Annotated in this window: 26 protein-coding genes; 13 read left to right on the plus strand and 13 right to left on the minus strand. The window is 73.3% G+C overall.

What is annotated here, in order from left to right:
* Nucleotides 1-175: 175 nt before the first annotated feature.
* Nucleotides 176-1,117, minus strand: a complete 942-nt coding sequence (locus JOD49_RS12085) for a carbohydrate kinase family protein (protein ID WP_205307406.1) — start codon at nt 1,115-1,117, stop codon at nt 176-178.
* Between the two features lie 179 nt (nt 1,118-1,296).
* Between JOD49_RS12085 and JOD49_RS12090 the strand changes: the two genes are divergently transcribed.
* On the plus strand, nt 1,297-1,437 hold the full coding sequence (locus JOD49_RS12090; RefSeq protein WP_205307407.1) for a hypothetical protein: 141 nt from the start codon (nt 1,297-1,299) through the stop codon (nt 1,435-1,437).
* A gap of 29 nt (nt 1,438-1,466) precedes the next feature.
* On the opposite strand, the gene JOD49_RS12095 is transcribed toward JOD49_RS12090, so the two are convergent.
* The gene (locus JOD49_RS12095; RefSeq protein ID WP_205307408.1) at nt 1,467-2,522 is read right to left on the minus strand and encodes a 5'-3' exonuclease; all 1,056 of its coding nucleotides are present in this window, start codon (nt 2,520-2,522) and stop codon (nt 1,467-1,469) included.
* A gap of 270 nt (nt 2,523-2,792) precedes the next feature.
* Between JOD49_RS12095 and JOD49_RS12100 the strand changes: the two genes are divergently transcribed.
* Nucleotides 2,793-3,848: a 2,3-butanediol dehydrogenase gene (locus JOD49_RS12100; protein WP_205307409.1), complete on the plus strand. Its 1,056-nt coding sequence runs from the start codon at nt 2,793-2,795 to the stop codon at nt 3,846-3,848.
* A gap of 347 nt (nt 3,849-4,195) precedes the next feature.
* Here JOD49_RS12100 and JOD49_RS20780 read toward each other — a convergent pair whose 3' ends face one another.
* The 4 genes from JOD49_RS20780 to JOD49_RS12120 form a co-directional block, all read right to left on the minus strand.
* Complete coding sequence (locus JOD49_RS20780) at nt 4,196-4,858, minus strand: response regulator (protein WP_307822514.1); 663 nt, start codon at nt 4,856-4,858, stop codon at nt 4,196-4,198.
* On the minus strand, nt 4,855-7,029 hold the full coding sequence (locus JOD49_RS12110) for a sensor histidine kinase (protein WP_307822515.1): 2,175 nt from the start codon (nt 7,027-7,029) through the stop codon (nt 4,855-4,857). Before JOD49_RS12110 ends, JOD49_RS20780 begins: the two co-directional genes overlap by 4 nt.
* A gap of 218 nt (nt 7,030-7,247) precedes the next feature.
* Nucleotides 7,248-7,940: a hypothetical protein gene (locus JOD49_RS12115; protein WP_205307410.1), complete on the minus strand. Its 693-nt coding sequence runs from the start codon at nt 7,938-7,940 to the stop codon at nt 7,248-7,250.
* 141 nt (nt 7,941-8,081) lie between these two features.
* Entirely contained in the window at nt 8,082-8,513 is a 432-nt protein-coding gene (locus JOD49_RS12120; RefSeq protein ID WP_205307411.1) for a universal stress protein, read from the minus strand.
* A gap of 58 nt (nt 8,514-8,571) precedes the next feature.
* Here JOD49_RS12120 and JOD49_RS12125 point away from each other — a divergent pair, with 58 nt between their 5' ends.
* Entirely contained in the window at nt 8,572-9,204 is a 633-nt protein-coding gene (locus JOD49_RS12125) for a maleylpyruvate isomerase N-terminal domain-containing protein (RefSeq protein ID WP_191790072.1), read from the plus strand.
* Between the two features lie 55 nt (nt 9,205-9,259).
* Here JOD49_RS12125 and JOD49_RS12130 read toward each other — a convergent pair whose 3' ends face one another.
* The 4 genes from JOD49_RS12130 to JOD49_RS12145 all read right to left on the minus strand — a co-directional run bounded on the left by JOD49_RS12130 (nt 9,260) and on the right by JOD49_RS12145 (nt 14,006).
* Nucleotides 9,260-9,790 carry a GNAT family N-acetyltransferase gene (locus tag JOD49_RS12130; RefSeq protein WP_205307412.1) on the minus strand — a complete coding sequence of 177 codons (531 nt, stop codon included), beginning with the start codon at nt 9,788-9,790 and terminating at the stop codon, nt 9,260-9,262.
* 22 nt (nt 9,791-9,812) lie between these two features.
* The gene (locus JOD49_RS12135) at nt 9,813-11,204 is read right to left on the minus strand and encodes a DUF1254 domain-containing protein (RefSeq protein ID WP_205307413.1); all 1,392 of its coding nucleotides are present in this window, start codon (nt 11,202-11,204) and stop codon (nt 9,813-9,815) included.
* Nucleotides 11,205-11,360: 156 nt separating this feature from the next.
* Nucleotides 11,361-12,674 (minus strand): AI-2E family transporter, encoded by a 1,314-nt coding sequence (locus JOD49_RS12140; RefSeq protein WP_205307414.1) that lies wholly within the window; start codon nt 12,672-12,674, stop codon nt 11,361-11,363.
* A gap of 105 nt (nt 12,675-12,779) precedes the next feature.
* Nucleotides 12,780-14,006 carry a cation:proton antiporter gene (locus JOD49_RS12145; RefSeq protein ID WP_205307415.1) on the minus strand — a complete coding sequence of 409 codons (1,227 nt, stop codon included), beginning with the start codon at nt 14,004-14,006 and terminating at the stop codon, nt 12,780-12,782.
* A 150-nt stretch (nt 14,007-14,156) separates the two neighbouring features.
* Between JOD49_RS12145 and JOD49_RS12150 the strand changes: the two genes are divergently transcribed.
* The 4 genes from JOD49_RS12150 to JOD49_RS12165 all read left to right on the plus strand — a co-directional run bounded on the left by JOD49_RS12150 (nt 14,157) and on the right by JOD49_RS12165 (nt 16,175).
* Nucleotides 14,157-14,582, plus strand: a complete 426-nt coding sequence (locus tag JOD49_RS12150; RefSeq protein ID WP_205307416.1) for a DUF7144 family membrane protein — start codon at nt 14,157-14,159, stop codon at nt 14,580-14,582.
* 111 nt (nt 14,583-14,693) lie between these two features.
* Complete coding sequence (locus tag JOD49_RS12155) at nt 14,694-15,122, plus strand: DUF6325 family protein (RefSeq protein WP_205307417.1); 429 nt, start codon at nt 14,694-14,696, stop codon at nt 15,120-15,122.
* A 155-nt stretch (nt 15,123-15,277) separates the two neighbouring features.
* Nucleotides 15,278-15,628, plus strand: a complete 351-nt coding sequence (locus JOD49_RS12160; RefSeq protein ID WP_205307418.1) for an SHOCT domain-containing protein — start codon at nt 15,278-15,280, stop codon at nt 15,626-15,628.
* A 64-nt stretch (nt 15,629-15,692) separates the two neighbouring features.
* Nucleotides 15,693-16,175 carry a DUF1269 domain-containing protein gene (locus JOD49_RS12165; RefSeq protein WP_205307419.1) on the plus strand — a complete coding sequence of 161 codons (483 nt, stop codon included), beginning with the start codon at nt 15,693-15,695 and terminating at the stop codon, nt 16,173-16,175.
* A gap of 111 nt (nt 16,176-16,286) precedes the next feature.
* Here the strand turns inward: JOD49_RS12165 and JOD49_RS12170 are convergent, their stop codons facing one another.
* Nucleotides 16,287-17,300 (minus strand): sigma-70 family RNA polymerase sigma factor, encoded by a 1,014-nt coding sequence (locus JOD49_RS12170; protein WP_205307420.1) that lies wholly within the window; start codon nt 17,298-17,300, stop codon nt 16,287-16,289.
* A gap of 66 nt (nt 17,301-17,366) precedes the next feature.
* The gene (locus tag JOD49_RS12175) at nt 17,367-19,532 is read right to left on the minus strand and encodes a SpoIIE family protein phosphatase (RefSeq protein ID WP_205307421.1); all 2,166 of its coding nucleotides are present in this window, start codon (nt 19,530-19,532) and stop codon (nt 17,367-17,369) included.
* 258 nt (nt 19,533-19,790) lie between these two features.
* Between JOD49_RS12175 and JOD49_RS12180 the strand changes: the two genes are divergently transcribed.
* From JOD49_RS12180 to JOD49_RS12200, 6 genes are all read left to right on the plus strand, one after another.
* Nucleotides 19,791-20,171 (plus strand): SHOCT domain-containing protein, encoded by a 381-nt coding sequence (locus tag JOD49_RS12180; RefSeq protein ID WP_205307422.1) that lies wholly within the window; start codon nt 19,791-19,793, stop codon nt 20,169-20,171.
* A gap of 170 nt (nt 20,172-20,341) precedes the next feature.
* On the plus strand, nt 20,342-21,439 hold the full coding sequence (gene zapE / locus JOD49_RS12185; RefSeq protein WP_205307423.1) for a cell division protein ZapE: 1,098 nt from the start codon (nt 20,342-20,344) through the stop codon (nt 21,437-21,439).
* Between the two features lie 167 nt (nt 21,440-21,606).
* On the plus strand, nt 21,607-22,191 hold the full coding sequence (locus JOD49_RS12190; protein WP_205307424.1) for a dienelactone hydrolase family protein: 585 nt from the start codon (nt 21,607-21,609) through the stop codon (nt 22,189-22,191).
* A 33-nt stretch (nt 22,192-22,224) separates the two neighbouring features.
* Entirely contained in the window at nt 22,225-22,356 is a 132-nt protein-coding gene (locus JOD49_RS20560; RefSeq protein WP_275588974.1) for a hypothetical protein, read from the plus strand.
* Between the two features lie 137 nt (nt 22,357-22,493).
* A complete protein-coding gene (locus JOD49_RS12195) occupies nt 22,494-23,270 on the plus strand; it encodes a GNAT family N-acetyltransferase (RefSeq protein ID WP_205307425.1) in 777 nt (258 codons plus the stop codon).
* A gap of 194 nt (nt 23,271-23,464) precedes the next feature.
* Nucleotides 23,465-23,866 (plus strand): arsenate-mycothiol transferase ArsC, encoded by a 402-nt coding sequence (locus JOD49_RS12200; RefSeq protein WP_205307426.1) that lies wholly within the window; start codon nt 23,465-23,467, stop codon nt 23,864-23,866.
* 125 nt (nt 23,867-23,991) lie between these two features.
* Here the strand turns inward: JOD49_RS12200 and JOD49_RS12205 are convergent, their stop codons facing one another.
* Nucleotides 23,992-25,782 (minus strand): AMP-binding protein, encoded by a 1,791-nt coding sequence (locus JOD49_RS12205; protein WP_307822516.1) that lies wholly within the window; start codon nt 25,780-25,782, stop codon nt 23,992-23,994.
* Nucleotides 25,783-25,790: the final 8 nt, after the last annotated feature.

The following is a 25,790-nucleotide window of genomic DNA, read 5'->3' on the forward strand; positions in this document are numbered from 1 at the left end:
GCCCGCCGAGGGTGACGGTCGTGCCTGGCGAGGGTGACAGAGAGTCACCCTCAGCGGCCGACTACGTCACCCTCGGCAGCTAGTGCGGTCACAGTCGGCGACATCGCCCGTGACCGTCGGCGGAACGGCACGTCACCCTCGGCAGTCGGGTGCGTCACCGTCGGCGGGCGGGACCTCAGTTCGTGAGCTCCGCACGCCACGGCGGGTTCGCCCCCGCGCGTGAGACCGTGATCGCGGCGGCCGCCACGCATCGGTCGAGCACCGTGGTCAGCGTGTCCAGGTCGATCGCCCGGAGCGTTTCGCGCCTCGCCCCGCCCAGGAGGTCCTGCTCCCACAGCCCGTCGACGAGCGCGCCCATGAAGGTGTCGCCCGCGCCCACGGTGTCCACGACGTCGACCCGCGGTGCCTCGACCCGGACCTCGCCTGCCGCGCACACTGCGACGGCTCCCTCGCCGCCGAACGTCACGACGACGATCGCGGGACCCTGCTGGGTGCCGGCGGCCCCTGCCCACCGGCGGGCGATCTCCACGGGGTCCGCGCCCGGGTGCAACCACTCGACGTCCTCGTCGCTGACCTTGACGACGTCCGCGGCCGCGACGAGGGGCTCGATCCGGGTAAGCGCGGTCTCGGGGGTGCCCATGAGGCTGGGCCGAGCGTTCGGGTCGTAGGTGATGGTCGCGTGCTCGCGCGCTGCCAGGACCAGGGAGTGGACCGCGGTCGCGCCGGGTTCGAGGACTGCGGCGATCGACCCGGTGTGGACCGCGAGCGTCGAGTCGGTCGCTCCGGTGCCGGGGGCCAGGTCCCACGTGATCGCGAAGTCGTACGTCGCGGCCCCCGACCCGTCGAGGACCGCGCGCGCGACGCTCGTGGCGGCGGCGCCGTCGGACCCGGTGGTGAGGGCGACGCCCGAGTCGGCGAGCCAGGCGCGGATCGTGTCGCCGCGCTCGTCGCGGCCGAGATGGGCCGCGAGCCGGACGTCGCGGCCGAGCCGGCCGAGGGTCAGCGCGACGTTGGCGGGGCTGCCGCCGGGGTGCTCGGCGGTCGTGCCGTCGGCACGTCGGACCTCGTCGACGAGCGCCTCGCCGACGACGAGGACGTGCGGGGCGTGAGAGGGCATCAGGGCTCCAGGCCGGTCGGGGGCGACGTCATCGTACGATCCTGCACCGATGACAGCGGTGTCAACCATGGTGAGGCCAGGGATCTGTACGACACAGCCGGCGTGTGGGACCCTCCTTGCAACGCACCGACGCGCGACGGGAGCCCCCGCTGCGGACGGTGCCGACCAAGGGAAGTGCAGTGGACATCAAGCCCTGGCAGGTCGTGAACCTCGTCGTCGTCGTGGCGATCGTGGTCTTCGTGGTGATCGTCGTCCGGGCGTTCCTCGGCGGCCTGCGCGGCGACGAGCGACGTCGTCACCGCCGGGCGCCCCGCCGCTGACGACCATCGCCGCGCAGCCGCACAGCCGTTCACCGCACCGACGCGAACGCCTCCAGGACCCGGTCCACGCTCGACCGCAACCCCCACCGCGCGGCGAGCTCGTCGAGGGCCGCAGCGTCCGCGGGCGCGGACGGGACGTCGTCGGGCACCGGGGGGATGGGTGCGTCGCGCGCGACCTGGACCACGAGCGGCGCGACGGCCAGGTAGTCCGCGGCCTCGGTGAGCCGGCGCCGCTGCGTGGGGCTCAGGCCCTTGTCGCCCTCGTCGCGAGCACGCAGGATGCGCGCGAGGTCGCCGTACCGGGCCAGCAGGCCCGCCGCGGTCTTCTCCCCGATGCCCGCGACGCCCGGCAGGCCGTCGCTCGGGTCGCCGCGCAGCGCGGCCATGTCGGCGTACGCCTGGCCCGATGACACGCCGTAGCGCTCGGCCAGGCGCTCCACGTCCACGACGTCGAGCTTCTTGAGGCCGCGCGCGGTGTACAGGACGCGCACGGGCACGTCGTCGTCGACGAGCTGGAACAGGTCCCGGTCGCCCGTGACGACCTCGACCGGCCCGGCGTCGGGTGACGCGGGCCCGACGGCGCCGCCCGCCCCGGGCTCCCCACCCGCCTCGCGCACGGCGCGCCGCCGGACCGACTCGCGCTCGACGAGCGTGCCGATCACGTCGTCCGCCTCGTAGCCGGGGCACCCGACCCGCGCGACGCCGAGGGCCGCGAGGATGTCGACGATGATCGGGACCTGAGCGGTCAGGGCCTCGGGCACCTCCTCGATGCCCGTGGTGCCGGGGACCTCGGTCGCGACGCGGTGGGCCTTGTAGGACGGGATGGCGTCGACGCGGAACGCGGGCCGCCAGTCGTCGTCCCAGCAGGCCACGAGGCGCGCGGGCCGGCGCTCGGCCACGAGCACCGCGATGGTGTCGAGGAAGCCGCGCACCGCGTTGACGGGCGTGCCGTCCGGGGCCTTGACCGAGTCCGGGACGCCGAAGAACGCGCGGAAGTACTGCGACGCGGAGTCGAGGAGCAGCAGGCCGCCGCTGCCGGGGAGCTGGGTGTCGCGCAGGGGAGCGGGCGTCGCCGGGTCCGTCATGGTCCCCAACGTACCGGCGGCCTCCCACGCGAGCCGCTCGGGCGGTACGCCGGTTCCGCGCGTCGCCGCCCGGGCGGTGCGTCGCCGGGCCGCGCACCGCCTCGATCTGACGCCCTGACGAGGGACATGTCACATCCGATTCGGGACCTTTGGCGGGGTTTTCCCGCAGGTCACGTGCCTAGGGTGGCAATTGCCCCGGGCATCTGGGCGGCTCGAACGGTGCCGCCTGTCAGGAACCCAGCGACCAACGAGAGAGGGCGTGGCGAGGACATGAAGGCTGCACGTTTCCACGGACGACAGGACATCCGCATCGAGGAGGTCCCGGCTCCCGAGCTGCGGCCCGGCGCGGTCGCGATCGACATCGCGTGGTGCGGGATCTGCGGTTCCGACCTGCACGAGTACCTCGAAGGCCCCATCTTCATCCCCGCGGCGGGCCACCCCCACCCGCTGTCGCACGAGGAGATGCCCGTCACGATGGGGCACGAGTTCTCCGGGACCGTGACCGCGCTGGGCGAGGGCGTGGACGACCTGACGATCGGCGAGTCGGTCGTCGTCGAGCCCTACTTCGTGTGCGGTGAGTGCGCGCAGTGCGAGGCAGGCAACTACCACCTGTGCGTCAAGATGGGCTTCATCGGCCTGGCCGGTGGGGGTGGCGGGCTCTCGGAGAAGGTCGTCGTCGACCGTCGCTGGGTCCACCCCGTGGGCGACATCCCGCTCGACCAGGCGGCGCTCATCGAGCCCCTGTCGGTCGGGCACCACGCCGTCGTGCGCTCGGGCGCGAAGGCCGGCGACGTCGCGCTCGTCGGCGGCGCGGGCCCCATCGGCCTGCTCACGGCCGCGGTCCTCAAGGCGCAGGGCGTCACGGTCATCATGTCCGAGGTCTCCGAGGCCCGGAAGACCAAGGCCCGTGAGACGGGCGTCGCCGACCACGTCGTCGACCCCACGCAGGACAACCTCATCTCCCGCGTCCGCGAGATCACGGGCGGCAAGGGCGTCGACGTGGCCTTCGAGTGCACGAGCGTCAACGCGGTCCTCGACCAGCTCTTCGACGCGGTCCGTCCCGCGGGAGTGATCGTCGTCGTGTCGATCTGGGGCAAGCCCGCCGCGGTCGACATGCAGAAGCTCGTTCTCAAGGAGATCGACCTGCGCGGCACGATCGCCTACGTGCGCGACCACGCCGAGACGATCCGGCTGGTCCAGGAGGGCAAGGTCGACCTCGCGCCCTTCATCACGGCGAAGATCCCGCTCGAGGACCTCGTGAGCAAGGGCTTCGACACCCTGGTCCGCCGTAACGAGACCGCGGTGAAGATCCTCGTCCACCCGTGACGGGTCCCGGCCCGACGCCGGAGCGCACCTTCCCCGGGAGGGTGCGCTCCGCCGTCGGGCCGGCGTGTCGTTGAGTGCATGATTCCGCTGCGAAACGCCCGGCGAGTCGCAGCCGAATCACGCACTCAGCGGGGCTGCCAGACTCAACCCATGACCGACCTGCGCTGGAGCGACATGATCAAGGGTGTCCTCAACCCGGAGTGGATCGGCAACCTGCCCGACGTGTTCGTCGGCCCGGGGCGACCGACACGTTCTGGCACGTCGAGGCCCCGTGAGTGCGGAGTAGTTGTCGTCGATCGGCCGGATCCACGACAACTACTCCGCACTCAGCGGGGGAGGCCGCCGGCTCAGCGGGGCGCCGTCCGGTCCGGGACCAGGCCCGCCTCCCGGGCCGCCACGATCGCCGCGGCCCGGTCGCGCAGGCTCAGCTTCGCGAGCACGCCCGCGACGTAGTTGCGGACCGTCTTGGTGCTCAACGCGAGCCGCCGCGAGATGGCCGTGTTGTCGAGGCCCGCGGCGACGAGGGCCAGGACCTCGCGCTCGCGGTCGGTGAGCTGCGGGAACGGCACGGCCGTCCGCGAGCCGCCCAGCACGTTCGCCACGGCCCGCGCCGCGACCCCCGGCGCCAGGATGAGCTCGCCGTTGGCAACGGCCCGCACGGCCCGCTCGACCTCGTGCGGCGTCGCCGACTTCACGAGGTACCCGCGTGCCCCGGCGCGCAGGCACGCAGCGACCGAGTCGTCGTCCTCGTGCATCGTCATGACGAGCACGGGCACGTCGGGACGGGTGCGCACCAGGTCCCGCGTGAGCTCGACGCCCGACCCGTCGCCCAGGTCGAGGTCCATGACGACCACGTCGATCCCGGCCGGGTCCCCCAGGAGGGCCCTGGCCTCGGCGGCGCTCGCGGCCTGCGCCACCACACGGACGCCGTCGAGCGAGTCGAGCAGCGCGGCCATCCCGATGCGGAACACGGGGTGGTCGTCGACGAGGGCCACGCGGATGACGCTCACAGCACGACCTTCCGCGGGAGGACGGCCCGCACGCGCGTGCCGCGCGGTGCGAGCGGGGTGATCTCCAGGGTCCCACCGAGCTCCTCGGCGCGCTCCCGCATGGACCGCGTCCCGACGCCGGCGCGCGCGTCCTGTCCGACGCCCGCGCCCGCGTCGTCGCACGTCACGACCAGGTGGGTGCCCGGTGCGGGGGCGCCGTCCGGGTGCGCGGCGACCTCGACGCGGCAGCCCGCCGCCCCGCTGTGGCGCGAGGCGTTGATGACGGCCTCGCTCGCGATCGCGTAGGCCGCGGCGGCGATGCGGGTGTCGAGGTCGCCGCACGGCCCGCACAGCAGCTCGACCGCGAAGCCGTTCGCGTCGTGGTGGTCGGCGAGGTCGTGCAGCGCGGCCTCGAGCCCGGCCTCGTCGAGCGCGGGCGGCAGGAGGCTGCGCGAGAGCGTGCGCACGTCTCCGACCCGCTGCTCGACCTCGCGTTGGAGCGCCTCGAGCACGGCGGCCGCGGCGGCCGGGTCGGTCGCGAGGGTGTTGCGCGCGCCCTGCAGCCCGAGCCGCAGCCCGCTCAACCACGGCCCGACGCCGTCGTGCAGCTCCCGGCGGACGAGTCGCCGTTCGGCCAGGCGCGCCCGGGTCACGGCGTCCTTGGCCCGTTCGAGGTCGCGCGCGCCGCCTGCCAGGGCGAGGCCGGCGGCGACGACGGGCACGAGCTGGGCGAGCGCGTCCCGGGTCCGGGTGTCGAGGCGCTCGCCCGCGCGGGGGGTGACGGCGAGGTCGCCGAGGACCCGGCCGCCGTGCTCGACGGGCACGTGCGTGACGTGGGTCGACGTCGGCCTGCCCCAGGCGGCCTCGACGGTCGGCGGCGGGCTCTCGACCGCGGACGCGTCAGGATCTGCGGGCGGTGGCCCCGTGACCGGCTCCTCGCTGCCGGGTGATCCGGCGCGTGGGGGCGTCCCCCGGCTCGTGAGCGTGACCGACTCGAGCTTGAGCGACTCACCCGTCGAGGCGACGAGCCCGTGCAGCAGCTCCTCGGCCGTCGCGGCGACGCCGAGCTGGCGGCCCATGCGCAGCACGGCCCGCCCGGGGTCGGTGGTCTCGCCGTAGACCAGGGCGCGCACGCGCCGCTGGAGCCACGTGCGGGCAGGCTGGACCGCGAGCACGACCCCGACGGCCGCGAGGACCTGGGCGAGCGGCCGGTTCCCGACGAGCGCGGTCACCGTGACGACGAGCGCGACGTAGACCGCGACCAGGGCGAGCGTCAGGAGGGCGCCGATCGTGGCGCGGCTCAGCGCGAGGTCGAGCCCCCACAGCCGGTTGCGCAGGACCGAGACGAGCAGCGCCGCGGGGAACAGCGCCTGGCACGCGAGGTGGGTCAGGGGCAGCGCGAGGATCACGTCGGGCGAGCTCCACGTCCCGAGCAGCGGGAGGAAGGACAGGGCCATGACGGCCGTGCCGAGGGCCAGGAGGCCCAGGCCGCGGCGTTCCTCGGGCGGCCCGTGCCGGTGGCGCCACCACGTCGCGGCCGCGGTCACGAGCCCCATGACGACGACGCCGAGGATGGCCGGGCGCGGGTCGTCGACCGGGGCCAGCACGAAGTAGAGGATCGACCCGACGCCGCCCGCGACCCCGAGCCACGCGCCCACGGACAACGGGTGGTCGCGCACGAACCACGGCACCAGCACGAACAGCCCGATCGTCCCGGGTACCCACGCCAGCCCGTACGCCGCGGCGAGAGGGTCGAGCGCCGGCAGGTCGGGGTGCGTGCTCGCGTAGCTGCCCCACGCCCCACCGAGCGCGGCCAGCCCGCCGCCGACCCCCGCGAGCGAGACCAGCCACCCGACGACGTGCCGTCGCCGCGAGAGGATGATCGCCCCGACCGACCCGTAGACGAGCGCGACCATCGCGTCGACGACGACGAACAGCAGGTCGCCGAGCAGGAGGCCCACACCCGACGCGAGCTGGAGGGCGAGCGCCGCCAGGCCCAGCGTCCACGAGGTGACCGCGATCGCGAGCGCTGTCCGCGGCAGGCCACCGGTCCCGAGGGCGGTGCGGCCGAACGCCGACCGTCGCCCGGGGCGGCCGAGCGGGACCTCGGCCGATGCCTGCTCGCGAGTGAGCGGGGGCGTGACCGTCTCGCCGGAGGACTCCGGTGGCTCGTCCCCTGCGACAGCGCCCACAGCGCCACGGTAGGGCGCGCGGACGCCCGGGCGACAGAGGTCGGGAGCGATTCCACCCGCACGGTCTCCCGCACTCTCCGCGGGGACGCCCGGACGGGCCCGCGCACTCCCACGACCGGCCCGGCCCCCGAGGACGGGGACGGGACCGGTCGCGCGGCCCGGGGCGGGCCGTGGGGGTGGTGACGGGTCCACGGTGGTGGGCTGCGCCGTCGGGCCGGTCAGCGACGGTCGCCCAGCGCGAAGCCGAGCGCCGCGACCGTGAGCCACACCGGACCCACGAAGCCCGCCATGTACTGCAGCGGAGAGATGCCCACGAGCAGCGTCAGGCCGCCCAGGAGCAGGCTCACGACGCCGATCCACCGTGGCGCGGCGCCGTGCCGCAGGGACGCGACGGCGACCGCGACCGCGGTCAGGCCCGCACCGACCCACAGCCACGGGATGGTCGCGGTCCAGTCGCTGAAGAACGCGCCCGCCTCGGGGACGACCAGGTCGAGGTCGGCGAAGCCGAACATGAACTGGGTGTCGAGCCCGGAACCCATGAACGCGGCGACCGAGGTCAGGACCAGGCCCCAGCCGGCGACCGTGGGCAGGAGGCTCCCGGCGGGAGCCTGGACGTCGAGCCGGCGCTTGAGCCCTGCCGCGAAGATCAGGACGAGGAGGGCGACCAGGACGGTCGCGGTGTGGAAGACGAGGAGCGTGGGCGTCTTGCCCGCGAGGTCGGCCACGATCGCGTCGGCGTCGCCCGCCGTCGTGGCCCAGTTCGCCCCGAGGGCCGAGGACGCCTGGATCGAGACGATGCCCAGGACGCCGGCCGCGACGCCGGTCCACGCCCAGGCCCGGGAGGCGCGGGCGGGATGCCCGTGGGCGAGGTCGGTGCCGGGCGTGAGGGAGGTTGTCGGTCGTGCGGTCATGAGGGACCCCTGCGTGTCGTGGGGCCGGGCCCGGACGGGCGGCGGCCGTGGGTGGTTGGCACGACGAGCGTGGGGTGGGACGTGTCCCGGGCGGCAGGGGCCGATGTCCCGGGAGGCCGGGCGGTTCTCGCGGGCGGGCCGTCAGTCCTCGTCCGGCTCGCTCTCGGAGGGCGCGGGCAGCACGGGCAGCACGACGACGGGCCGGTGCTGCAGGTGCGACAGCCTCCCCGCGACCGACCCGCCCAGGGCCTCGTTGCGCCACCCGTCCGCGCCTGCACGGTGCGCGCCGACCACGACGATCGCGGCGTCATGGCCCACCGCGGCCTCGTCGAGCTGGCGGGCGACGTCGCCGTCACCCGCGACGACGAGGGTCCAGCCGACGCCCGTCCCGTGCAGCGCCTGGTCGAGCTCGGCCTTGAGCCGCTGCTCCCCACGGCCGTCGTCGGGCACGGGACCGATGTCGACCCACACGCACACGACCGACGTCCCCAGGGCGTGCGCGAAACCGGCGGCGCGCTGCACGATGTCCGGGTGCTGGCCCGGGTGCACTCCGACGAGCAGGGGTCGGATCATCTGTCCATCGTGCCACGGGCGCGGGAGGAGGGCCCGCCGCGGGCCTACCCTGTGCGGCATGGACCGCACCTCCTTCCTCGCGACCGCCCGCAGCGCCCTCGACCTCGCGTCCCGGCCCGAGGTCGCCGCCGCCTGGTCCGCCGAGAGCGCGTGCGCCGGGATGAGCGTCGGCGGGCTGGCCCACCACCTGCTCCAGCAGGTCGTCCACACGCGCCTCGTGCTCGAGTCGCCCGTGGCGCGACGTGAGGTCGTCGGCGTGCACGACCACTACGCGCGCGCCGAGTGGGTCGGGGCCGACCTCGACTCCCCGGCCAACGTCGGCGTGCGGGAACGCAGCGACGCGCTGGCCGACGACGGTCCGGACGCGGTCCTGGGCCGTGGACGGGCCGCGCTCGACCGGGTCGCCGTGCTGCTCGCGGACCCGGATGCCCCTGCCGTCGTCTCGCCCTCGTGGTTGTCCTGGTCCTTGACGACCGACGACTACCTGCTCACGCGGCTCGTCGAGCTCACGGTCCACAGCGACGATCTCGCGGCGAGCGTGGCCCTGCCGACCCCGCTGTTCGGGGACGACGTCGTGGCGGACGTGCTCGGCGTCCTGACCACGGTGTCGGTGCGCCGCCACGGGCAGACGGCCGTGCTGCGCGCCCTGAGCAGGCCGCAGCGTGCGCCGGGAGACGTCTCGGCGTTCTGAACGGCCCAGGCCCGACGGCGTCGCGTGGCCCGGGCGGGCGGCCTCTCCCGCGGCGTCAGCCCAGCGAGCGCTGGAGCAGCACGGTGTCGAGCCAGCGGCCGTGCTTGAACCCGACGCGTTCGAGACGCCCGACCCGCCGGAAGCCCAGCTTCTCGTGCAGCACCACGGACGCGGAGGAGTCGGCGTCGCTCACGACCGCGACGAGCTCGCGCACGCCCGCCTCCGCGGCCGCTTCCAGGAGGGCGGTCAGGAGCGTCCGGCCCAGGCCGCGTCCCTCGCTGCCGGGGGCGAGGTAGATGGTGTCCTCGCCCGTCGCCGCGTAGGCGGGCCGCTCGCGCCAGGCGCCCACGTACGCGAACCCGGCGACGTCGTCGGGCAGGCCGGGTGCGCCCGGCACGGTGACGACCAGGAACGGGCGACCCGCCGCCCGCAGCGACTCCCACCGCTCCTCCCAGCCCGCGAGGGGGAGCGGTTCGGTCTGGAACGTCGAGACCGTGTGCAGGACGTGGTGCGCCGCGATCTCCGCGACCGCGGGCAGGTCGTCACGGGTCGCGGGACGGACGGTCACGGCAGGGGCGTCGGTCATCCGGGCACCCTAGCGCTGCCGGTCACACGGGGGTGATGTCGCCCAGCTTCCAGCTGCGGTCGAAGTAGGACTCGAGCGGGCCGTAGAACCGGAAGTAGGAGAACCAGTGCCTGCCCGGGACGGTCTGCACCCAGTTCGACTCTCCGCTCGGCGGTGGCGTGGGGCCGAAGTGCAGGGTGACCGAACCGTCGTCGTCCGGGACGAGGTCCGCGTCCCGCGAGCCACGGTCGCCGCGCTGCTGCTCGTTGTCGATCAGGCAGCGGGTCGCAGCGTCGTAGACCGTCGCGGACCAGAACAGCTTGGCAGGAACCTTCGCGGGCACGTGCAGGGTGTAGTGGCGCGCGCCGTCGAGCCACTCGCCGTCAGCGCCCGTGTACGCGCTGAGGTACGCCTGCCCGAGCCCCGGGGTGTGGCTCTTCATGGCGGCGGAGAAGCTCACGGCCTCGTAGAACCACGACGCGCGCTCCAGGAGCTCGTCGTAGAACGGCGCTCTCTGGTCGGAGGTCGAGAGCGCGATCGTCAGGTCCCACCGGCGGTCCTCCCAGTACCGAGAGCCGGCGAACCGCTTATCGAACGAGTTGGCCTGCGCGATGAGCTCACCCGCCGCCGCTCCCTCCTCGAGGATCGCGCGCAGGCGGGCGTCGGGCTCGAACGGCCGCTCCTTCTCGATCCCGAGCTGCTTGAGCATCGCGAGGTAGAAGCGGTCGCGCTCGTCGACGACCTCGTTCTGGTAGACGTCGTGCAGGCGCTCCCAGAACTCCAGCCCCGTGGGCTGGTCGCCCGACCACGGGCGCCCGTCCGGGGAGACGACCCGGGTCGCGGGCGGGTCCTCGCGCAGCGCGAACGGGTAGATCCGCACAGCGTCGACGAGGGCTCGTGCCCGGGCGTCGTCCGGGTCGAGGGTGCGGAAGCCGAACATGATGTTGACGCCCGTCGAGCGCAGGACGATGTGCTCCTCGGCCCCGGTCGGCACCTCGTGCCCGGGCGGGAGGACCAGGTGCTTGCCGCCCGCGTCGCCCGTGGGCCCCATCTCGCCCATGACGCCGAACTCCCGCTGCCAGAAGTCCGAGACCCCGCCCGCCGTGGGGCCGGCGGGGAGCTCGATGACGAGCGGACCCGTCTGCGACAGGTCGAAGAAGTTGAGGATGTACGGCGTGGTCGCGTTGGCCGTGATGAGGCCCAACCGGTCCTGGTACGTCACGTAGTGGACCAGGTCCGAGCCCGTCGCCCCGAACACCTCGTAGTGGACCTTCCTCCACTGCGCGTACGACACGATCGGCAACGCCCACAGGTACGCCTGGGTCGCGAGCTGACGGTCCAGCTCGTCGAAGATCAGCGGCACGTCCTCCCGGCGCGGGAGCTCGCCGTCCCTGCGGACGGACCCGAGACGACCTGGAAGCTCATGGTGCGACATCTGCTCTCCTCGACCTCTGGGCGGAGCCGGCGGACGCCGCCGGACGGGACCTCCCGGCCACGATGGCACGGTGACGGTTCGTGCGCGCGGGCACGGAGGCCCGGTGCCGTGTCGTCGGGGGTCAGGGCGTCGAGGACGGTCGCGGTGCTGCGGGCGCTACTCGATGCCGTCGGCGTGGCGCTCGTCGACGGTCTTCGCGGCGTCGCGCCCGGCCTTCCGGTTGGCCCGACGACGTCGCGCGGGCCCGCTGTCGTCCCCGCCCTCGTCGTCGGCAGGGTCGTCGTCCTTCCCTTGGCCGGGGTCGTGCAGCATGTGCGAGTCGACGAGCTCGTGCCGCTGGATGTAGGTGTTCGCGACGGCCTGGATGGTCGCGGCGATCGGGAGCGACAGGAACGCTCCGAGCGCCCCGAACACCGCCCCGAACGCGAGGACCACCACGAACGACACCGCGGGGTTCATCTCCAGTGCCCGCGCCGAGACCTTGGGCGAGAAGTACAGGTTCTCGAGCTGCTGGTACGCGACGATGAAGATGAGGACCGCGAGGGCCTGCGGCAGCCCCTGCGACGTGAGCGCCACGATCACGGGCAGCGCGCCGCCGATGTACGTACCGATCGTCGGGACGAACTGCGACACGACGCCCACGAACACCGACAACGGCAGGGCGTAGTCCGTGCCCACGATCAGCAGGAAGACGAACGTGAAGACGCTCGACAGTGCCGCGAGGACGATGCGCGAGTTGATGAAGTCGGAGACCTTGACCTGCGTGATCTCCCACAGGCGCAGGACCTCCTGCTGACGGTTCGGCGTGAGCCAGCGGCAGATCGCGACCCGGAACTTGGGGCCCGCCGCGAGCAGGTAGTACGTCACGAGCATGATCGTCAGGAACGCGAAGATCACGCCCACGATCGTCGTCCCCACGACCAGGGCACCGGACGCGACGTCCTCGCCGAACTCGTTGAACCCCTGCTTGAGGAGCTCGTCGGAGCTCGGTATGTCGACGTCGAACCTCGTCGAGAGGAACTCCTGGATGTCGGTGTAGAGGGCAGGGATCGACTGGACGAGCTGGACGAGCTGCTGCACGAACAGGTTGCCGAAGAGAGCGAAGATGCCCACGACGAGCACCAGACCACCCAGCAGCGCCGTCGCCGCGGCCGCGCCACGCCGCCACCCGTGCCGGACGAGCCACACCACGATCGGCTCGAGCGCGAGCGCGATGAAGAACGCGATGAGGATGTTGACGCCGAGGCTCTCGAGGGTACCGATCGCGTACCACGCGAAGATCCCGACGAAGACCGCGACGACGGTCATGAAGAGCGCGCGCGGCAGCCACCGGGGTGGCTTGCGGGGGTCGTCGGGGGAGAGCGCCAGGAAGTCCCGGGGCCGGTCGGGGCTCGGGGACGTCGGGGCGCCCTGGACCTGCGGAGCGCCCGGGGTGGCCGGCTCCGGAGTGGTGCTCGCGTCGCTCGTCATGGGGTGAAGGTAGCGAACGCGTGCTCGCCGGTGGCGCGCCCACGCCGTCGGGCAGGAAGGTCCGCGTCACACACCGGTACCGGTCGCGCAGGTCCGCGTGCGTGGTCAGCCGGGCGCGCGCTCCTGCGCGACCGGGACCCCGTCGTCGTCCAGGTTCTCCGGGCCGGGCGAGCGGACGCCCAGGCGGCCCGCGACCCACGGCCCGGTGAGGCCGTACACGATCGCCGTCAGCAGGATCACCCCGAAGACCACCGGGACGAGCTGCTCGAACGGCTGACCGTCGTCCTCGAAGCGCAGCGCGAAGACCGACGCGGTCGACGCCGCGACGATCCCGCGCGGGGCCATCCACCCGACCATGACCCGTTCTCGGCTCGACAGGACGCTGCCCGTGGTCGCGATCGACGCGACGAGCGGGCGCAGGACCAGGACGAGCAGCGCCACGATCGCGAGCGTCGCGAGCGCGTAGGTCGCGAGCGCGTCGAGGTCGACCCGCGCCGAGAGCAGGATGAAGAGCGTGCCGATGAGGAGCAGCCCCACGTGGCTGCCGAACTCGTGCAGCGGTTCGATGCGCGCCCAGCGCTGGTTCGCGAGCACGATCCCGAGCGTCGTGGTCGCGAACAGGCCGGCCTCCTCGTGGAACGCCTCGGCCACGGCATACGTCGCGAGCGCCGTCGCGAACGCGAGCGACACCTCGGTCGCCGCCGGGACCTTGCCCCACCGGACCGCCGCGACGTACGCCGCCGCGGCGACCGCCCCCGTCAGGACCCCGGACAGCGCGGTCGCGCCCAGGTGCTCGGGGGCCGCGTGGAGCGCGATGTTGGCCATCGCGAGCGCGACCGTCGCGCCGATCGGGTCGATGAAGATCCCCTCGAACGCGAGCACCGACTCGAGCGGCTGCTTGGGCCGGATCACCGCGAGCAACGGCCCGACGACCGTGGGTCCCGACACGATGAGGATGGCCCCGATGACCGCGGCCCGGGACAGCGGCAGGTCCAGCACCCACCAGCAGATGAGGGTCGCTCCGACCCCCGTCAGGACCGCCCCCAGGGTCACGAGCAGCGCGACCGGACGACGCGCCCCGCCCTGGAGCCGTTTCATGTCGAGCTTGAGCGACTCCTCGAACAGCAGGAGGCCGACCGCCATGGACACGAGCGGGAACAGGTCCTCGCCCAGCAGGACGTCCGGGTCGACGAGCCCCGACACCGGGCCGGCCAGCAGCCCCAGCACGAGCAGCAGCAGGATCGAGGGCACCCTGAGCGCCTTCGCGGCGACCTGCCCCACGACCCCGAGCACGACGACCAGCGCGATCCCGCCCGTGAACCCCAGCTCCATGGACCCATAGTGGTGGTGGACGGCCGCTCGCGCAGCGGATGCCGACGCGGGAGTCCGGTGCCACGATCAGGGGAGCGAGACTTCCGGGGTGACGCCGGGCCGGTCACGGCCAGGACGACGTCACCCGTTCTACGTGTGCGAGGAGGCACCATGGCGCGGTCGTCACAGGTCACGGGATGGGTCGGCTGGGTGTGGTTCGCGGGCATCGTCCTGGTCACGCTCGGGCTGTTCAACGCGATCAGCGGCCTGGTCGCCGCGTTCTCCCCCGAGAAGCTCGTCGGGCTGGGCGAGCAGGGGATCGTGGTCCTCGACGTGTCGACGTGGGGGTGGATCCACCTGGTCGTCGGGGCGCTCCTCGTGATCGTGGGCTTCGCGCTCCTCGCGGGCCGCGGCTGGGCACGGCTCGTCGCGATCGTGCTCGTCGTGCTCAACGTGCTGACCCAGTTCGTCGCGCTCCCCGCGAGCCCGTGGTGGTCGGTCGTCACGATCGTCCTGGGCATCTTCGTGCTGTGGGCGCTCGTCGTGCACGGTGACGAGGCCGAGCGGGCGTCGAGGTCCGACGCCCACCTGCCGTGACGACGGACGCGACTCCCGCCTGACGTGGTCCCTCCTGCGGCCGGACCGCCGGACCGCGACCGGCTCCACCACTTCCCGCACCCCGCAACCCCGAAGAACGGAGCACCACCCATGGCCACGACACAGTTCGGTCCGGTCGAGTTCGTCGCGATCGCCTTCCCCTCCGAGCGGGTCCCGGACGCGGTCAAGATGGCGATCGCGGACCTCCTCGGGTCCGACGTCGTCACGCTCCTCGACCTCACCGTGATCCGCAAGGGGATCGGTGGAGAGATCGACGTGATCGAGGTCGAGGACCTCGGCGACGAGCTCGACATCACCGAGACCCAGCTCGGCAGCTCGGGCCTCGCCGGGCAGGAGGACATCGACGACGTCGCGTCGAACCTCGAGCCCGGGACGTCCGCCCTCGTCCTGATCGTCGAGCACTCCTGGGCGCGGCAGTTCGTGGGCGCCGTGCACGACGCCGGGGCTGCGGTGATCGCGCAGGAACGCATCCCCGCCGACGTCGTCAACGAGATCGTCGAGCTCGCCGAGATCGGCTGAGGGCCGTCCCCGACGGGGACGAACCCCTGACGGGGCGAACCCCCGACGGGGCGAACCCCCGACGGGGACGAACCCCCGACAGGGCGACCGCACGGACACCACCGCACGAGGACACCACGCACTCGGACATCACCGCACGAGGAACGGAGCACACCATGCCACTACGACGCGTAGGACGCCCAGGTCTGCTGGGGACGATGGCCCGCACGGCCGTCATCGCCGGGACGGCGTCCGCCACGGCCGGCGCCGTGAACCGGCACCAGCAGGGCAAGGCCGAGCAGCAGGCGGAGCAGCAGCAGTACGAGGCGCAGCAGCAGGCCCAGCAGCAGCAGCTCTACGCGCAGCAGGCAGCGGCGGCCCAGGCTGCGCAGGCGGCGCCCGCAGCACCTGCCGCCGGGGGCGGGAACGACCTCCTGGCGCAGATCGAACAGCTCGGCCAGCTCCACGCGAGCGGGGTCCTCAGCGACGCCGAGTTCGCTGCCGCCAAGGCCAAGCTGCTCGGCTGACCGAGCCCTGCTCCACCCCGGCCCCGGCCCGCCCGGGGCTTCCGACCCACCCGAGAGGACAACGATGGCAACGTTCACCGTCTGGTCGTTCGACACCCCCGGAGGCGCAGAGGTCGCGTCCGGCGTCCTGAAGGACGCGGCGTCCGAAGGTCTGATCAAGATCGTCGACCGCGCGATCGTGACCTGGCCCGAGGGGGCGAAGAAGCCCACGACGCGCCACACGCACGAGGACGAGTGGCGCGGGACCGGCTGGGGCGCCTTCTGGGGCCTGCTGTTCGGGGCGCTCTTCTTCGTGCCCGTGATCGGGGTCGCCGCAGGCGCTGCCCTGGGCGCGATCCACAAGTCCATGGAGGCCGTGGGACTGAACAAGGACCAGCTCGACCGCATCCGCGCTCAGGTCACCGAGGGCACCTCCGCCCTGTTCGCCGTGACCGAGGACGGCAACCTGGACCGCGTGGGCGAGCGGTTCCACGGGCTGCACGGCGACCTCATCGCCACGAACCTCACCCAGGAGGAGCGCCGCGTGCTCCTCGAGACCTTCGACTGATCCGGGGGCGTCGCGCACGCGCGTCGTGCGCGGCGCGCGCCCTGCACGGCGCACGTCGAGCAGCGCACGCGGGAGGGGCCCGGCAGGACCGGGCCTCTCCCGCGGTGGCGTCTACGCGTCGAGGTGGAGCGGCAGACCGAAGAGCGGGTACCAGGCCTCGACGTCGAGGAACGCGTTGATGCCGGTCACCTTGCCGTCCGCGGTGTCGATCACCTGCAGCGCCCAGGCGTCGTACCCGCCGTCGGGGGAGACCCGGTACTGGCCGAAGCCGAACGTCCCGTTGGCGCGCACCGGCACCATGCGTGAGCCGCGGCACTCCGCCCCAGGCCCGACCATCCACCGCTCGATCTGCACCGGGCCCTGCATCCACAGCGCGTACGGCGGCATCGAGAGCGTGGCCTCGTCGTGGAGCAGCGCCACGAGCGCGGGCATGTCGTAGCGCTCGAACGCGTCGAGGTACTTCTCCAGGAGCTCGTTCTTGTCCTCGTCGACGGGCACGGTCGGGAGGTTGGCGCCGTCCGTCCCGGGGCCCGACCCGTAGTGCGCCTGGGCGGACAGCGTGGCCCGCGCACGCTGGAGCGCGCTGTTGACCGACGGCACCGTCGTCTCCAGGAGCTCGGCGACCTCGCTGGCCTGCCAGCGCAGGACCTCGCGCAGGATGAGGACGGCGCGCTGCTTGGGCGGCAGGTACTGCAGGGCCGCGACGAACGCGAGGCGGATGGACTCCCGCCCGACCGCGACGTCGGCCGGGTCGCCGTCCCGGGGCAGTACCCGGTCGTCGGGGACGGGCTCGACCCACGTCTCCTCCGAGAGCTGCTCGCCGAGGTTCCTCTCCTCGGCCGACTGGGCGGCACCCAGCCCCATGGGACGTTCGCGACGCTTGCGCTGGGCGAGATGGTCGAAGCAGACGTTCGTCGCGATGCGGTAGAGCCAGGAGCGCAGCGCCGAGCGTCCTTCGAAGCGGTCGTAGGAGCGCCAGGCGCGGACCATGGTGTCCTGGACCGCGTCGTCCGCCTCGAAGGACGAGCCGAGCAGGCGGTAGCAGTAGCCCGTGAGCTGCGACCGGTACTGGTCCAGGAGCTCCCCGAGGTCCTCGTCCGCGACGGTCGCTGTACGTTCGGTCATGGTGTCCTCTCGTGGGCGCGCGGCGATGTGCGCCACCTCACACGGTAGCGCGCGCCGCCCACACCGTCAGCGGGAGAGGGCGTCGGCCCGGGCGAGCTCGAACCAGACGGTCTTGCCCGGCCCGTCGGACGTCTTGTGCTCGACGAACCACCGGTCGGCGAACCGGTCGAGGAACTGGATGCCGCGACCGCCCGTCTCGTGCGGCTCGGGGTCGTGCAGGGTCGGTTCGTCGGGGGACGCGTCCCGGACACCGATCCGCACGGTCGCGGGCCACACCTCGACCACCGCCTCGAGCGGTCCCTGCGCGTGCTGGACCGCGTTGGTCAGGGTCTCGCTCGCGAGGAGCATGATGGTGCGCCGCTGGTCGCGGTTGATCCCGCAGCTCTCCAGGATGTCGTCGACCCAGCGCCGTGCCGGGGAGATCGCCGCGGTCGAGTGCTCGACGTCGCGCGTCATCCGGGTGGGGCACGCGGGCGTCGGGTGGGAGTCGACGGCTGCCCGGACCCGGACCGCCAGGACCGCGATGTCGTCGCGCTGGTCGCTGCCGACCAGGCGCTGGACCAGGGCGTTCGGGAGCGCGAGGGTCGAGCCGTGCCGCAGTGTCGCGAGGGCCTGCGCGAGGCCCGCCAGGCGTGCGCTCTGCGGGACCCCGCGCCGCTCGATGAGCCCGTCCGTGTACAGCAGGAGGGTGTCGCCCGGGCCGAGGTGGGTCATGTGGTCGCAGCGCGCGGCGTTGGGGACGAAACGGAGCATCATGTCCGGTCGGGTGTCGAGGAGCTCGACCTTCCCGTCGGACCGCAGGATGAGCGGCGGCGGGTGCCCGGCGTTGGACCAGGACAGGTCGTAGAAGTCGCCGCGTCGGTCGAGCCGGACGACGACCGCGGTCCCGCTCGCATGGAGCGAGAGCCCGGTGTTCGCGCGGTCGAGGAGGCGGAGCAGGGCCGAGGGCGACTCGTCGTGGCTCCAGGCGAACGTGCGCAGCATCGACCGGAGCTGGCCCATCTCGGCTGCGGCCCGCATGTCGTGGCCGGTCACGTCGCCGATCATGAGGACCGAGGCGTCCTCGTCGTACACGACCGCGTCGTACCAGTCCCCGCCGACCTGGTCCGTGAGGGTCGCGGGCGAGTACGTCGAGGCCAGCTCGAGGTGCGGGATGTCGGGCAGCGCCGTGAGCATCGCGGCCTGGAGGGTCGTGGCGGCGTCGCGCCGTTCCTCGAGCAGCTTGACGCGTTCGAGGGCGTGCGCCACGAATCCCGCGAGGCCCGCGCGGGACAGGGACTCGTCGTCGGCGGTCTTGCCCTGCTCCCACCCGAGGAAGATGACCGCGAGCAGGGTCGTGCCGGAGAGCACGGGCAGCAGCGCCCGCGCGCCGACGCTCTCGTCGAGCGCCTCGGAGACGGTCGGGAACGCCGCGAGGATCTCGGCCTCGTCCCGGAAGAACAGGGCTTCCTGCGTGCGGGCGACGAAGGACAGGACACGGTCCGGGTCGTCGAGGCGCGCGTACCGGTACGACGGCGAGAGCGCCGGCTCCAGGTGGTCCATGCTCGTGTAGGTCAGGCTCTTGCGCGACGGGTCGACGACCGCGAGCCCGGCGTACCGGGCCCCGATCGCCGAGGACGCCACGTAGGCGAGGGTCTCGCCCACGTCCTGGACCGAGGTCGCGTCGGCGAAGGCCTCGCTGAGCATGAGCAGGAGGCGGTTGCGCCGGGTCGCCTGGATGGCGAGGTTCTGCATCCTCGTCGCGCGCTCGTGGGCGATGCGCAGCTGGAGCTCGGAGGTGCACGCGGCCGTCAGGTCGGCAAGGGTCGCGAGGTCGGTGTCGGTCCAGTCGTGCGGCTCGTCGTCCATCGCGCACAGCGTCCCGACGACGCGGCCCCGTTGGTCGAAGATCGGGAAGCCCGCGTAGGCGAGGACACCGAACTCCGGGATGGACGGGTTGTCCCAGACGCGGGCGTCCTTGCGGGTGTCGGGCACGACGAGCGGCTCGCGGTCGTTCGTCACGTGCTGGCAGAACGAGTGGGTCAGCGGCATGCGCCTGCTGAGCTGGATGTCCTCGGGCATGCCGTGGGCCCCGGGGTAGACCTGTTCGTCCGACAGGACCAGGGACACCGCGGCCGTCGGGACGCCGAGCTGGCGCATGGCCAGGCGGGCGAAGCGGTCGAAGGACTCGTCAGCGGTCGGCGTCCCGAGACCCGCCTCGACCAGCTCGAAGATCGCCTGGGCCTCGGTCATCGCCTCAGTATGGCGTGCGGGCCGCTGTCCGTCACCGGGAAGCGTGGGGTGAATCGATCCTCCCCGGAACGACGGGGCCCGCCGAGGCCGACGGCGGGTCACAGGTGCGTGACCCTCGGCGTGCCCGCGAGACGTCGCATCAGGGGCGCTTCACCCGGAACCCGCCCGTTTCGCCGCGCGCATCGTGACGCCCGTCACTAATCTGACCTCAGCGCCTCGCGCTCGCGAGCGCCGGAGATCGTCGAACGGGGCTTCACCATGGAATTCTGGGACTTCTTCTGGCTTCTGATCTGGTGGTTCGTCTTCATCGCGTACCTGATGGTGCTCTTCCAGATCCTCACCGACCTGTTCCGCGACCACACGCTCAGCGGTTGGTGGAAGGCGCTGTGGATCGTGGGTCTGGTCTTCATCCCGTTCCTGACGGCGCTGATCTACATCATCGCCCGCGGCAAGGGCATGACGGAGCGTCATCTCGCGGCCGCCAATGCCGCCAAGGCGCAGGCCGACTCCTACATCCGCGAGGTCGCGACGGGCGGCCAGTCCCCGACCGACCAGATCGCCACGGCCAAGGCTCTCCTCGACGCGGGGACCATCACGCCCGACGAGTTCGCGTCGCTCAAGGCCAAGGCGCTCGCCTGAGCCTCGCGCTCTCGCACGGCCCGACGGCGGAGCCCACCTCTCCCGCCGCTCCACCTCCCGGGCGCGCGAGCAGCGGCGCGGTGCACGGACAGGTCGTCAGGAGCGGCCCGGGCAGACACCCGGGCCGCTCCTGACGGCTCGCTCCAGGGAGCGTCGCGTACCCTCGGGCGGTGGACGAGGCGCACCCGAGGGACCTGGCCGACGCCCTGGCGGGCGCACCGACCGTGGTGCGCGACGCCGTCGGGCAGGACGCCGCCCGACGCGGCTTCTCGGTCGACCCCGGCCAGGAACCCGCCGCCCGAGCCCTCGACGCCCTCGCCGCGCGCCTCGCCGAACCCCCCTCCGACGCACTGAGCGGCCTGTACCTCTGGGGTCCCGTGGGGCGCGGCAAGACCTGGCTCATGGACGTGTTCCTCGCGGCCGTCGCCCGGCGGGACGACCGCGACGACGCGGTCCGTGTCCACTTCCACGACTTCCTGCGCCGCCTGCACGGCGAGCGTTTCCACCGCGGGTCGATCGACGCGGCGCTCGACGTGATCGTCGGCGAGGCGCGGCTGGTCTGCTTCGACGAGTTCCACGTGCACGACGCGGGCGACGCGATGCTCGTCGCCCGGGCCGTCCGTGCCCTCGACGAGCGCGGGGTGCGCGTGGTCCTCACGTCGAACTACCCGCCGTCGGGCCTCCTGCCGAGCCCCGCCTACCACCACCTGTTCGTCCCGACGATCGACCTGCTGACCGCGCGCCTCGACGTCGTCGAGATCGGCGGCGACCGCGACCACCGGCACGCACCCAGCGAGGAGACGGGCGGCTTCCGGGGAGGTTCGTTCGTGTGGCCCGCGACCGACGCCCGCCTCGCGGCCGCCGGCCTCGCGCGGCCCGAGCCCGGCGAGGCGACGACCGTGCGCATCGGATCGCGCGAGCACCCGGTCCTCGCGGCCCGGGACGTCACGGTGTGGCTCGGTTTCGCGCACTGGTGCACGGGACGCACCGCGGTCTCGGACGTCCTGCACCTCGCCGACCGCTTCGGGTCCGTGGTGCTCGACGGCGTCCCTGCCCTGGGTGCGCAGGCCCCCGACACGGGGCAACGGTTCGCGAACCTCGTCGACGTGCTGTGCGACCGCGACGTGCCGCTGCACGTCCTGGCCCTTCAGGACCCCGACGAGACGCTGCGCAGGCACGGTGAGGAGGGCGTCGCGCTCGACGTCGAGCGCACCGCGAGCCGCCTCGCGCTGCTGCGACGGCTGGGGCCGGTGCCGACGGGGCGTTGACGTGGTTCGCGGACGTGGCTCGAGGACGTGCGCGCCGGCCGCTGCCGACCGGTGCCGAGAGGTACCGACGGGAGACGGGCGCCGCGCACCCGGCGCGCGTGGGCGGTCTGCGCGATGATCGGGAGGGCGGCGCCGCCCCTCGGCGCCCGTGACGCGAAGGAGCCCCCATGGCCGAGGTACTGCTCTTCCACCACTCGCTCGGCCTGACGCCCGGGGTCCGCGCGTTCGCGGAGACCCTGCGCGAGGCCGGGCACGTCGTGCACCTGCCGGACCTGTACGAGGGCAGGACGTTCCCCGACATCGAGAGCGGCATGGGGTACGTCGAGCAGATCGGGTTCGACACGATCCTGGCCCGCGGCGCCACGGTCGCGGACGGGCTGCCCGAGGAGCTGGTCTTCGCCGGGTTCTCGCTCGGGGTGGTGCCCGCGCAGATGCTCGCGCAGACCCGCGAGGGAGCACAGGGCGCCCTGCTGTTCTCCTCGTGCATCCCGACGTCCGAGTTCGGCGACGGCTGGCCGCTCGGGGTCCCCGTGCAGATCCACGGCATGGACGCCGACCCGATCTTCGTCGACGAGGGGGACCTCGACGCCGCCCGAGCCCTGGTCGAGGCCGCGCCCGGCGAGGCCGAGCTCTTCCTCTACCCCGGGGACGCGCACCTGTTCGCCGACGCGAGCCTGCCCTCGTACGACGAGCACGCGGCTCGCCTGCTCACCGAGCGGGTCGTCCGCTTCCTCGACGGGATCGGGGGCTGAGGACGCCACCAGCTCCTGCCGTCGCTCGCGCTCGTGCGCCGCACCGGGGTGCACCTGGCGATCGTCGTCGACGAGTACGGCGGGACGGACGGCATCGTCACGCTCGAGGTCACGCTCTCGGCGCTCGCGGGACCCCACGGAGGGGCGCCCGACGGCGACCGCTGACCGCGCTTCGGCCTCGCCCCGCGCACGACGTGGGTCACGCGTCGGGGGCGGTGAAAAGAGGTGAGTGCGCTGCCGCACGCCTGTACCGTGCGGAACGCGCAGCAGGTCGCTGCCCGCGACCTCCGAGGAGCCCTCCCTTGTTCTCCCAGACGATCACCGACTTCTGGCGCGCGCCCCTCGTGGGCGGCGACGTCCTGCACCGGGACGAGGCGCTCACGGTCGTGAGCAACCCGGGGCTGCCCGAGGACCGTCGCGTCACGGTGCTGACGACCCGTGGCGCGGACGCCTCGGACAGTCCTGCCGCCCCGACGGCCTCGCTCACCGACGGGCCAGGCGCCGTCCTGGTCGCGGTGACTCCGCAGATCGCGGGTCTCCTGGACCTCGCCGGACCGCGGGCCGTCACCGAGGCGTCGGTGCGGCGGGCGCTGCAGGACGCGGGCATCACGCTGCACGAGGCCGACTGCGTCTTCCACCTCACGCAGCACGCCACGACCGCCCTGCGCGCCGAGGCCGACGCGCCGACCGTGCGGCGGCTGACCGCCCTGGACGCCGCGGCCTTCTCCGCGTTCGAGGCGAGCGCGCCCGAGCAGGACCTCGACGACGCGTACGTCGAGCTGGACCACTGGGCCGTGTTCGGTGCGTTCGAGGGCGAGCGGCTCGTGGCCGCCGCGAGCACGTACCCCTGGGGGGACTCCCGCCTGGCGGACACGGGTGTCCTGACGCTCCCCGACGCACGGGGGAAGGGGCACGCCCGCCAGGTCGTCCGGGCGATCAGCCGCCACGCCCTGTCGCAGGGCTACGAGCCGCAGTACCGCTGCCAGGTCGACAACGCCGCGTCCCGCGCCCTGGCGGCCCGCGCCGGGTTCACGCAGCTCGGGACGTGGGAGGTCGTCTCGCCCGACTCGGCGGTCTGAGCAGCCGGGAACGGCGCACTCGTCGCCCGGCCCGAGCAACCTCACAGGCCGGCCGCACGTGTATCCGGTGCGACGACACGGACAGGTGAGGGGGGCGGACCGGCGACTCCCCGCACGTCGGTAGCCTGGGACCTGCGACCAGCACGGCCGGACGTCGGCCGACGACCGGTCGGCCGACGACCAGGAGGACCCCGATGAGCAGCACCCCCCAATCCGTCCTGTTCGTATGCGTCAAGAACGGCGGCAAGTCGCAGATGGCCGCTGGGCTGGCCCGGAAGATCGCACCCGACGTGCGGGTCGACTCTGCCGGGACCTCGCCGGGGTCGAGCCTCAACGCGCTCTCGGTCGCCTCGCTCGAGGAGGTCGGCGTCGACCTGTCGGGCGAGCACCCCAAGCCTCTGACCCCGGAGCTGGTCGCGGCCGCGGACGTCGTGGTCGTCCTCGGCCGCGAGGCGCAGGTGACCACCGACGACGGGACGCCCGTCGTGGTCTGGGACACCGACGAGCCCTCGCTGCGCGGGATCGAGGGCATGGAACGCATGCGGCTCGTGCGTGACGACATCGCGGCGCACGTGCGCGACCTGCTGGCTCCCTGACCCGGAGACCGGAGACCGGAGACCGGACGCCGCAGGGCCAGGCACGAGCACGCGCCCCGCGACGGAGACGACGCGAGGCCCTCCCCGGGTGGACCGGGAAGGGCCTCGCGTCGTGCCGGGGACGGTCAGGCGGTCGGCGCCGCGCCGCCGGTGGAGTGCCCCCCGTGCCCCTCGCCGTCGGTCGGCTTGCCCAGCACGTTCTCGCGGACGACGCGGCGCAGCACCTTGCCGATCTGCGAGCGGGGCAGGTCGGGCACGACGAACAGGTGCTTGGGCAGGGCGTAGCGCGCGAGCTTCTGCTCGCCCCACTCGCGTACGGCCGCGAGGTCGATCGGGAGCCCGCTCGCGGTGCTCTGGTCCTCGTCGAGCACGACGGCCGCGGCCACTCGCTCGTCCGAGCCCTCGCCGGGCAGGCCCACGACGGCGACGTCCCGGATCCCGGGCATGAGGCGCAGGTGGTCCTCGACCTGCGACGGGTAGATCTTGAACCCGCCGGTGATGATCATCTCCTTGATGCGGTCGACGAGCGTGACGACGCCGTCCGCGTCCACGGTCACGACGTCGCCCGTGCGCAACCAGCCGCCGTCGAGGAGCTGGTGAGCCGTCTCCTCGGGGCGGTTCCAGTAGCCCTGGAAGACCTGCGGCCCGTGGATGAGCAGCTCGCCGCGGACCGTGCCGGTCTCGTCCGGTTCGACGTCCTTGGTCGGGTCGTCCTGGTCGACGACCCGGATGTCGGTGCTCGGGAACGGCAGGCCGAGCGTGCCGGGCCGGCGGTCGGCCGAGACCGGGTTGCCGAGAGCCACGGGGGACGTCTCGGTCATGCCGTAGCCCTCGATGAGCAGGCCGCCGGTCGCCTCCTCCCAGGTGCGCGCCGTCGTCGGGCTGATGGGCATGGCCCCCGCGAACGCGAGCCGGATCGAGTGCAGGTCGACGGACTTGCCCGCCGCGCGGGCCTTGGCGGCCGCGACGGCGATGCGGTCGAACATGGGCGCGACGCCCGGGAGGAAGGTCGCGGGGCGACGCTTCTGCGCGGCCAGGAACGACTCGGCGTCGAACTTGGGGAACGCGACGAGCGTCGCGCCGATGCGCGCGGGCAGGGTCAGGCAGAACATGAGGCCGAACGCGTGGAAGAACGGCAGGACGCCGTAGACGGTCTCCTTGCCCTCGCGGAACGACGCCCACGCCTGGCCCTGCACGGTGTTCGCGACGAGGTTGCGGTGCGTCAGGACCGCGCCCTTGGGCGTGCCCGTCGTGCCGCCCGTGTACTGGAGGAGGGCGACGTCGTCGGCCTCGGGCTGGGGGGTCGACGGGTCGAGCGGACCTGCGCTCGCGACGAGCCGGTGCCAGTCGGGGACGCCTGCCGTCGCCGGGCCTCGCAGCGCGGCCCTCTGCGTGCGCGCCGCCGTGACGGGCAGGTGCAGCGCGATGCGCTTGACGAGGGGCAGGTCACGGGCGATGTCGACCGACACGACCGTGCGCAGCCCGGTGCCCGGCTTCGCGGCGAGGACCGTCGGGACGGCCTTCTGCCAGACGAGCGCGACGGTCGCACCCGAGTCGGCGAGCTGGTGGGCCAGCTCGTCTGACGAGTAGGTGGGGTTGTGCTCGACGACCGTCGCACCCAGGCGCAGCGCGGCGTAGAACGCGACGAGGTGCGAGGAGCTGTTGGGCATCACGAGCGCGATCCGGTCGCCACGCCCCACGCCGAGCGTGGACAGGGCGCTCGCGGCGCGGTCCACCTTCTCGGCCAGGTGCGCGTACGTGACGGTCGCACCGAAGAAGTCGACCGCGACCCGGTCGGGCCAGCGGGCAGCCGCTCGGGCGAGCGCCGCGGTCACGGGCTCGTCGGGGACGTCGACGGTCGCGGGAACCCCTGGGGAGTACCGACTCAGCCAGGGCTGCTTTGCCAAGGTGTTCACTACTACAC

It is taken from the genome of Oerskovia jenensis, from assembly GCF_016907235.1.
GTDB lineage: Bacteria > Actinomycetota > Actinomycetes > Actinomycetales > Cellulomonadaceae > Oerskovia > Oerskovia jenensis.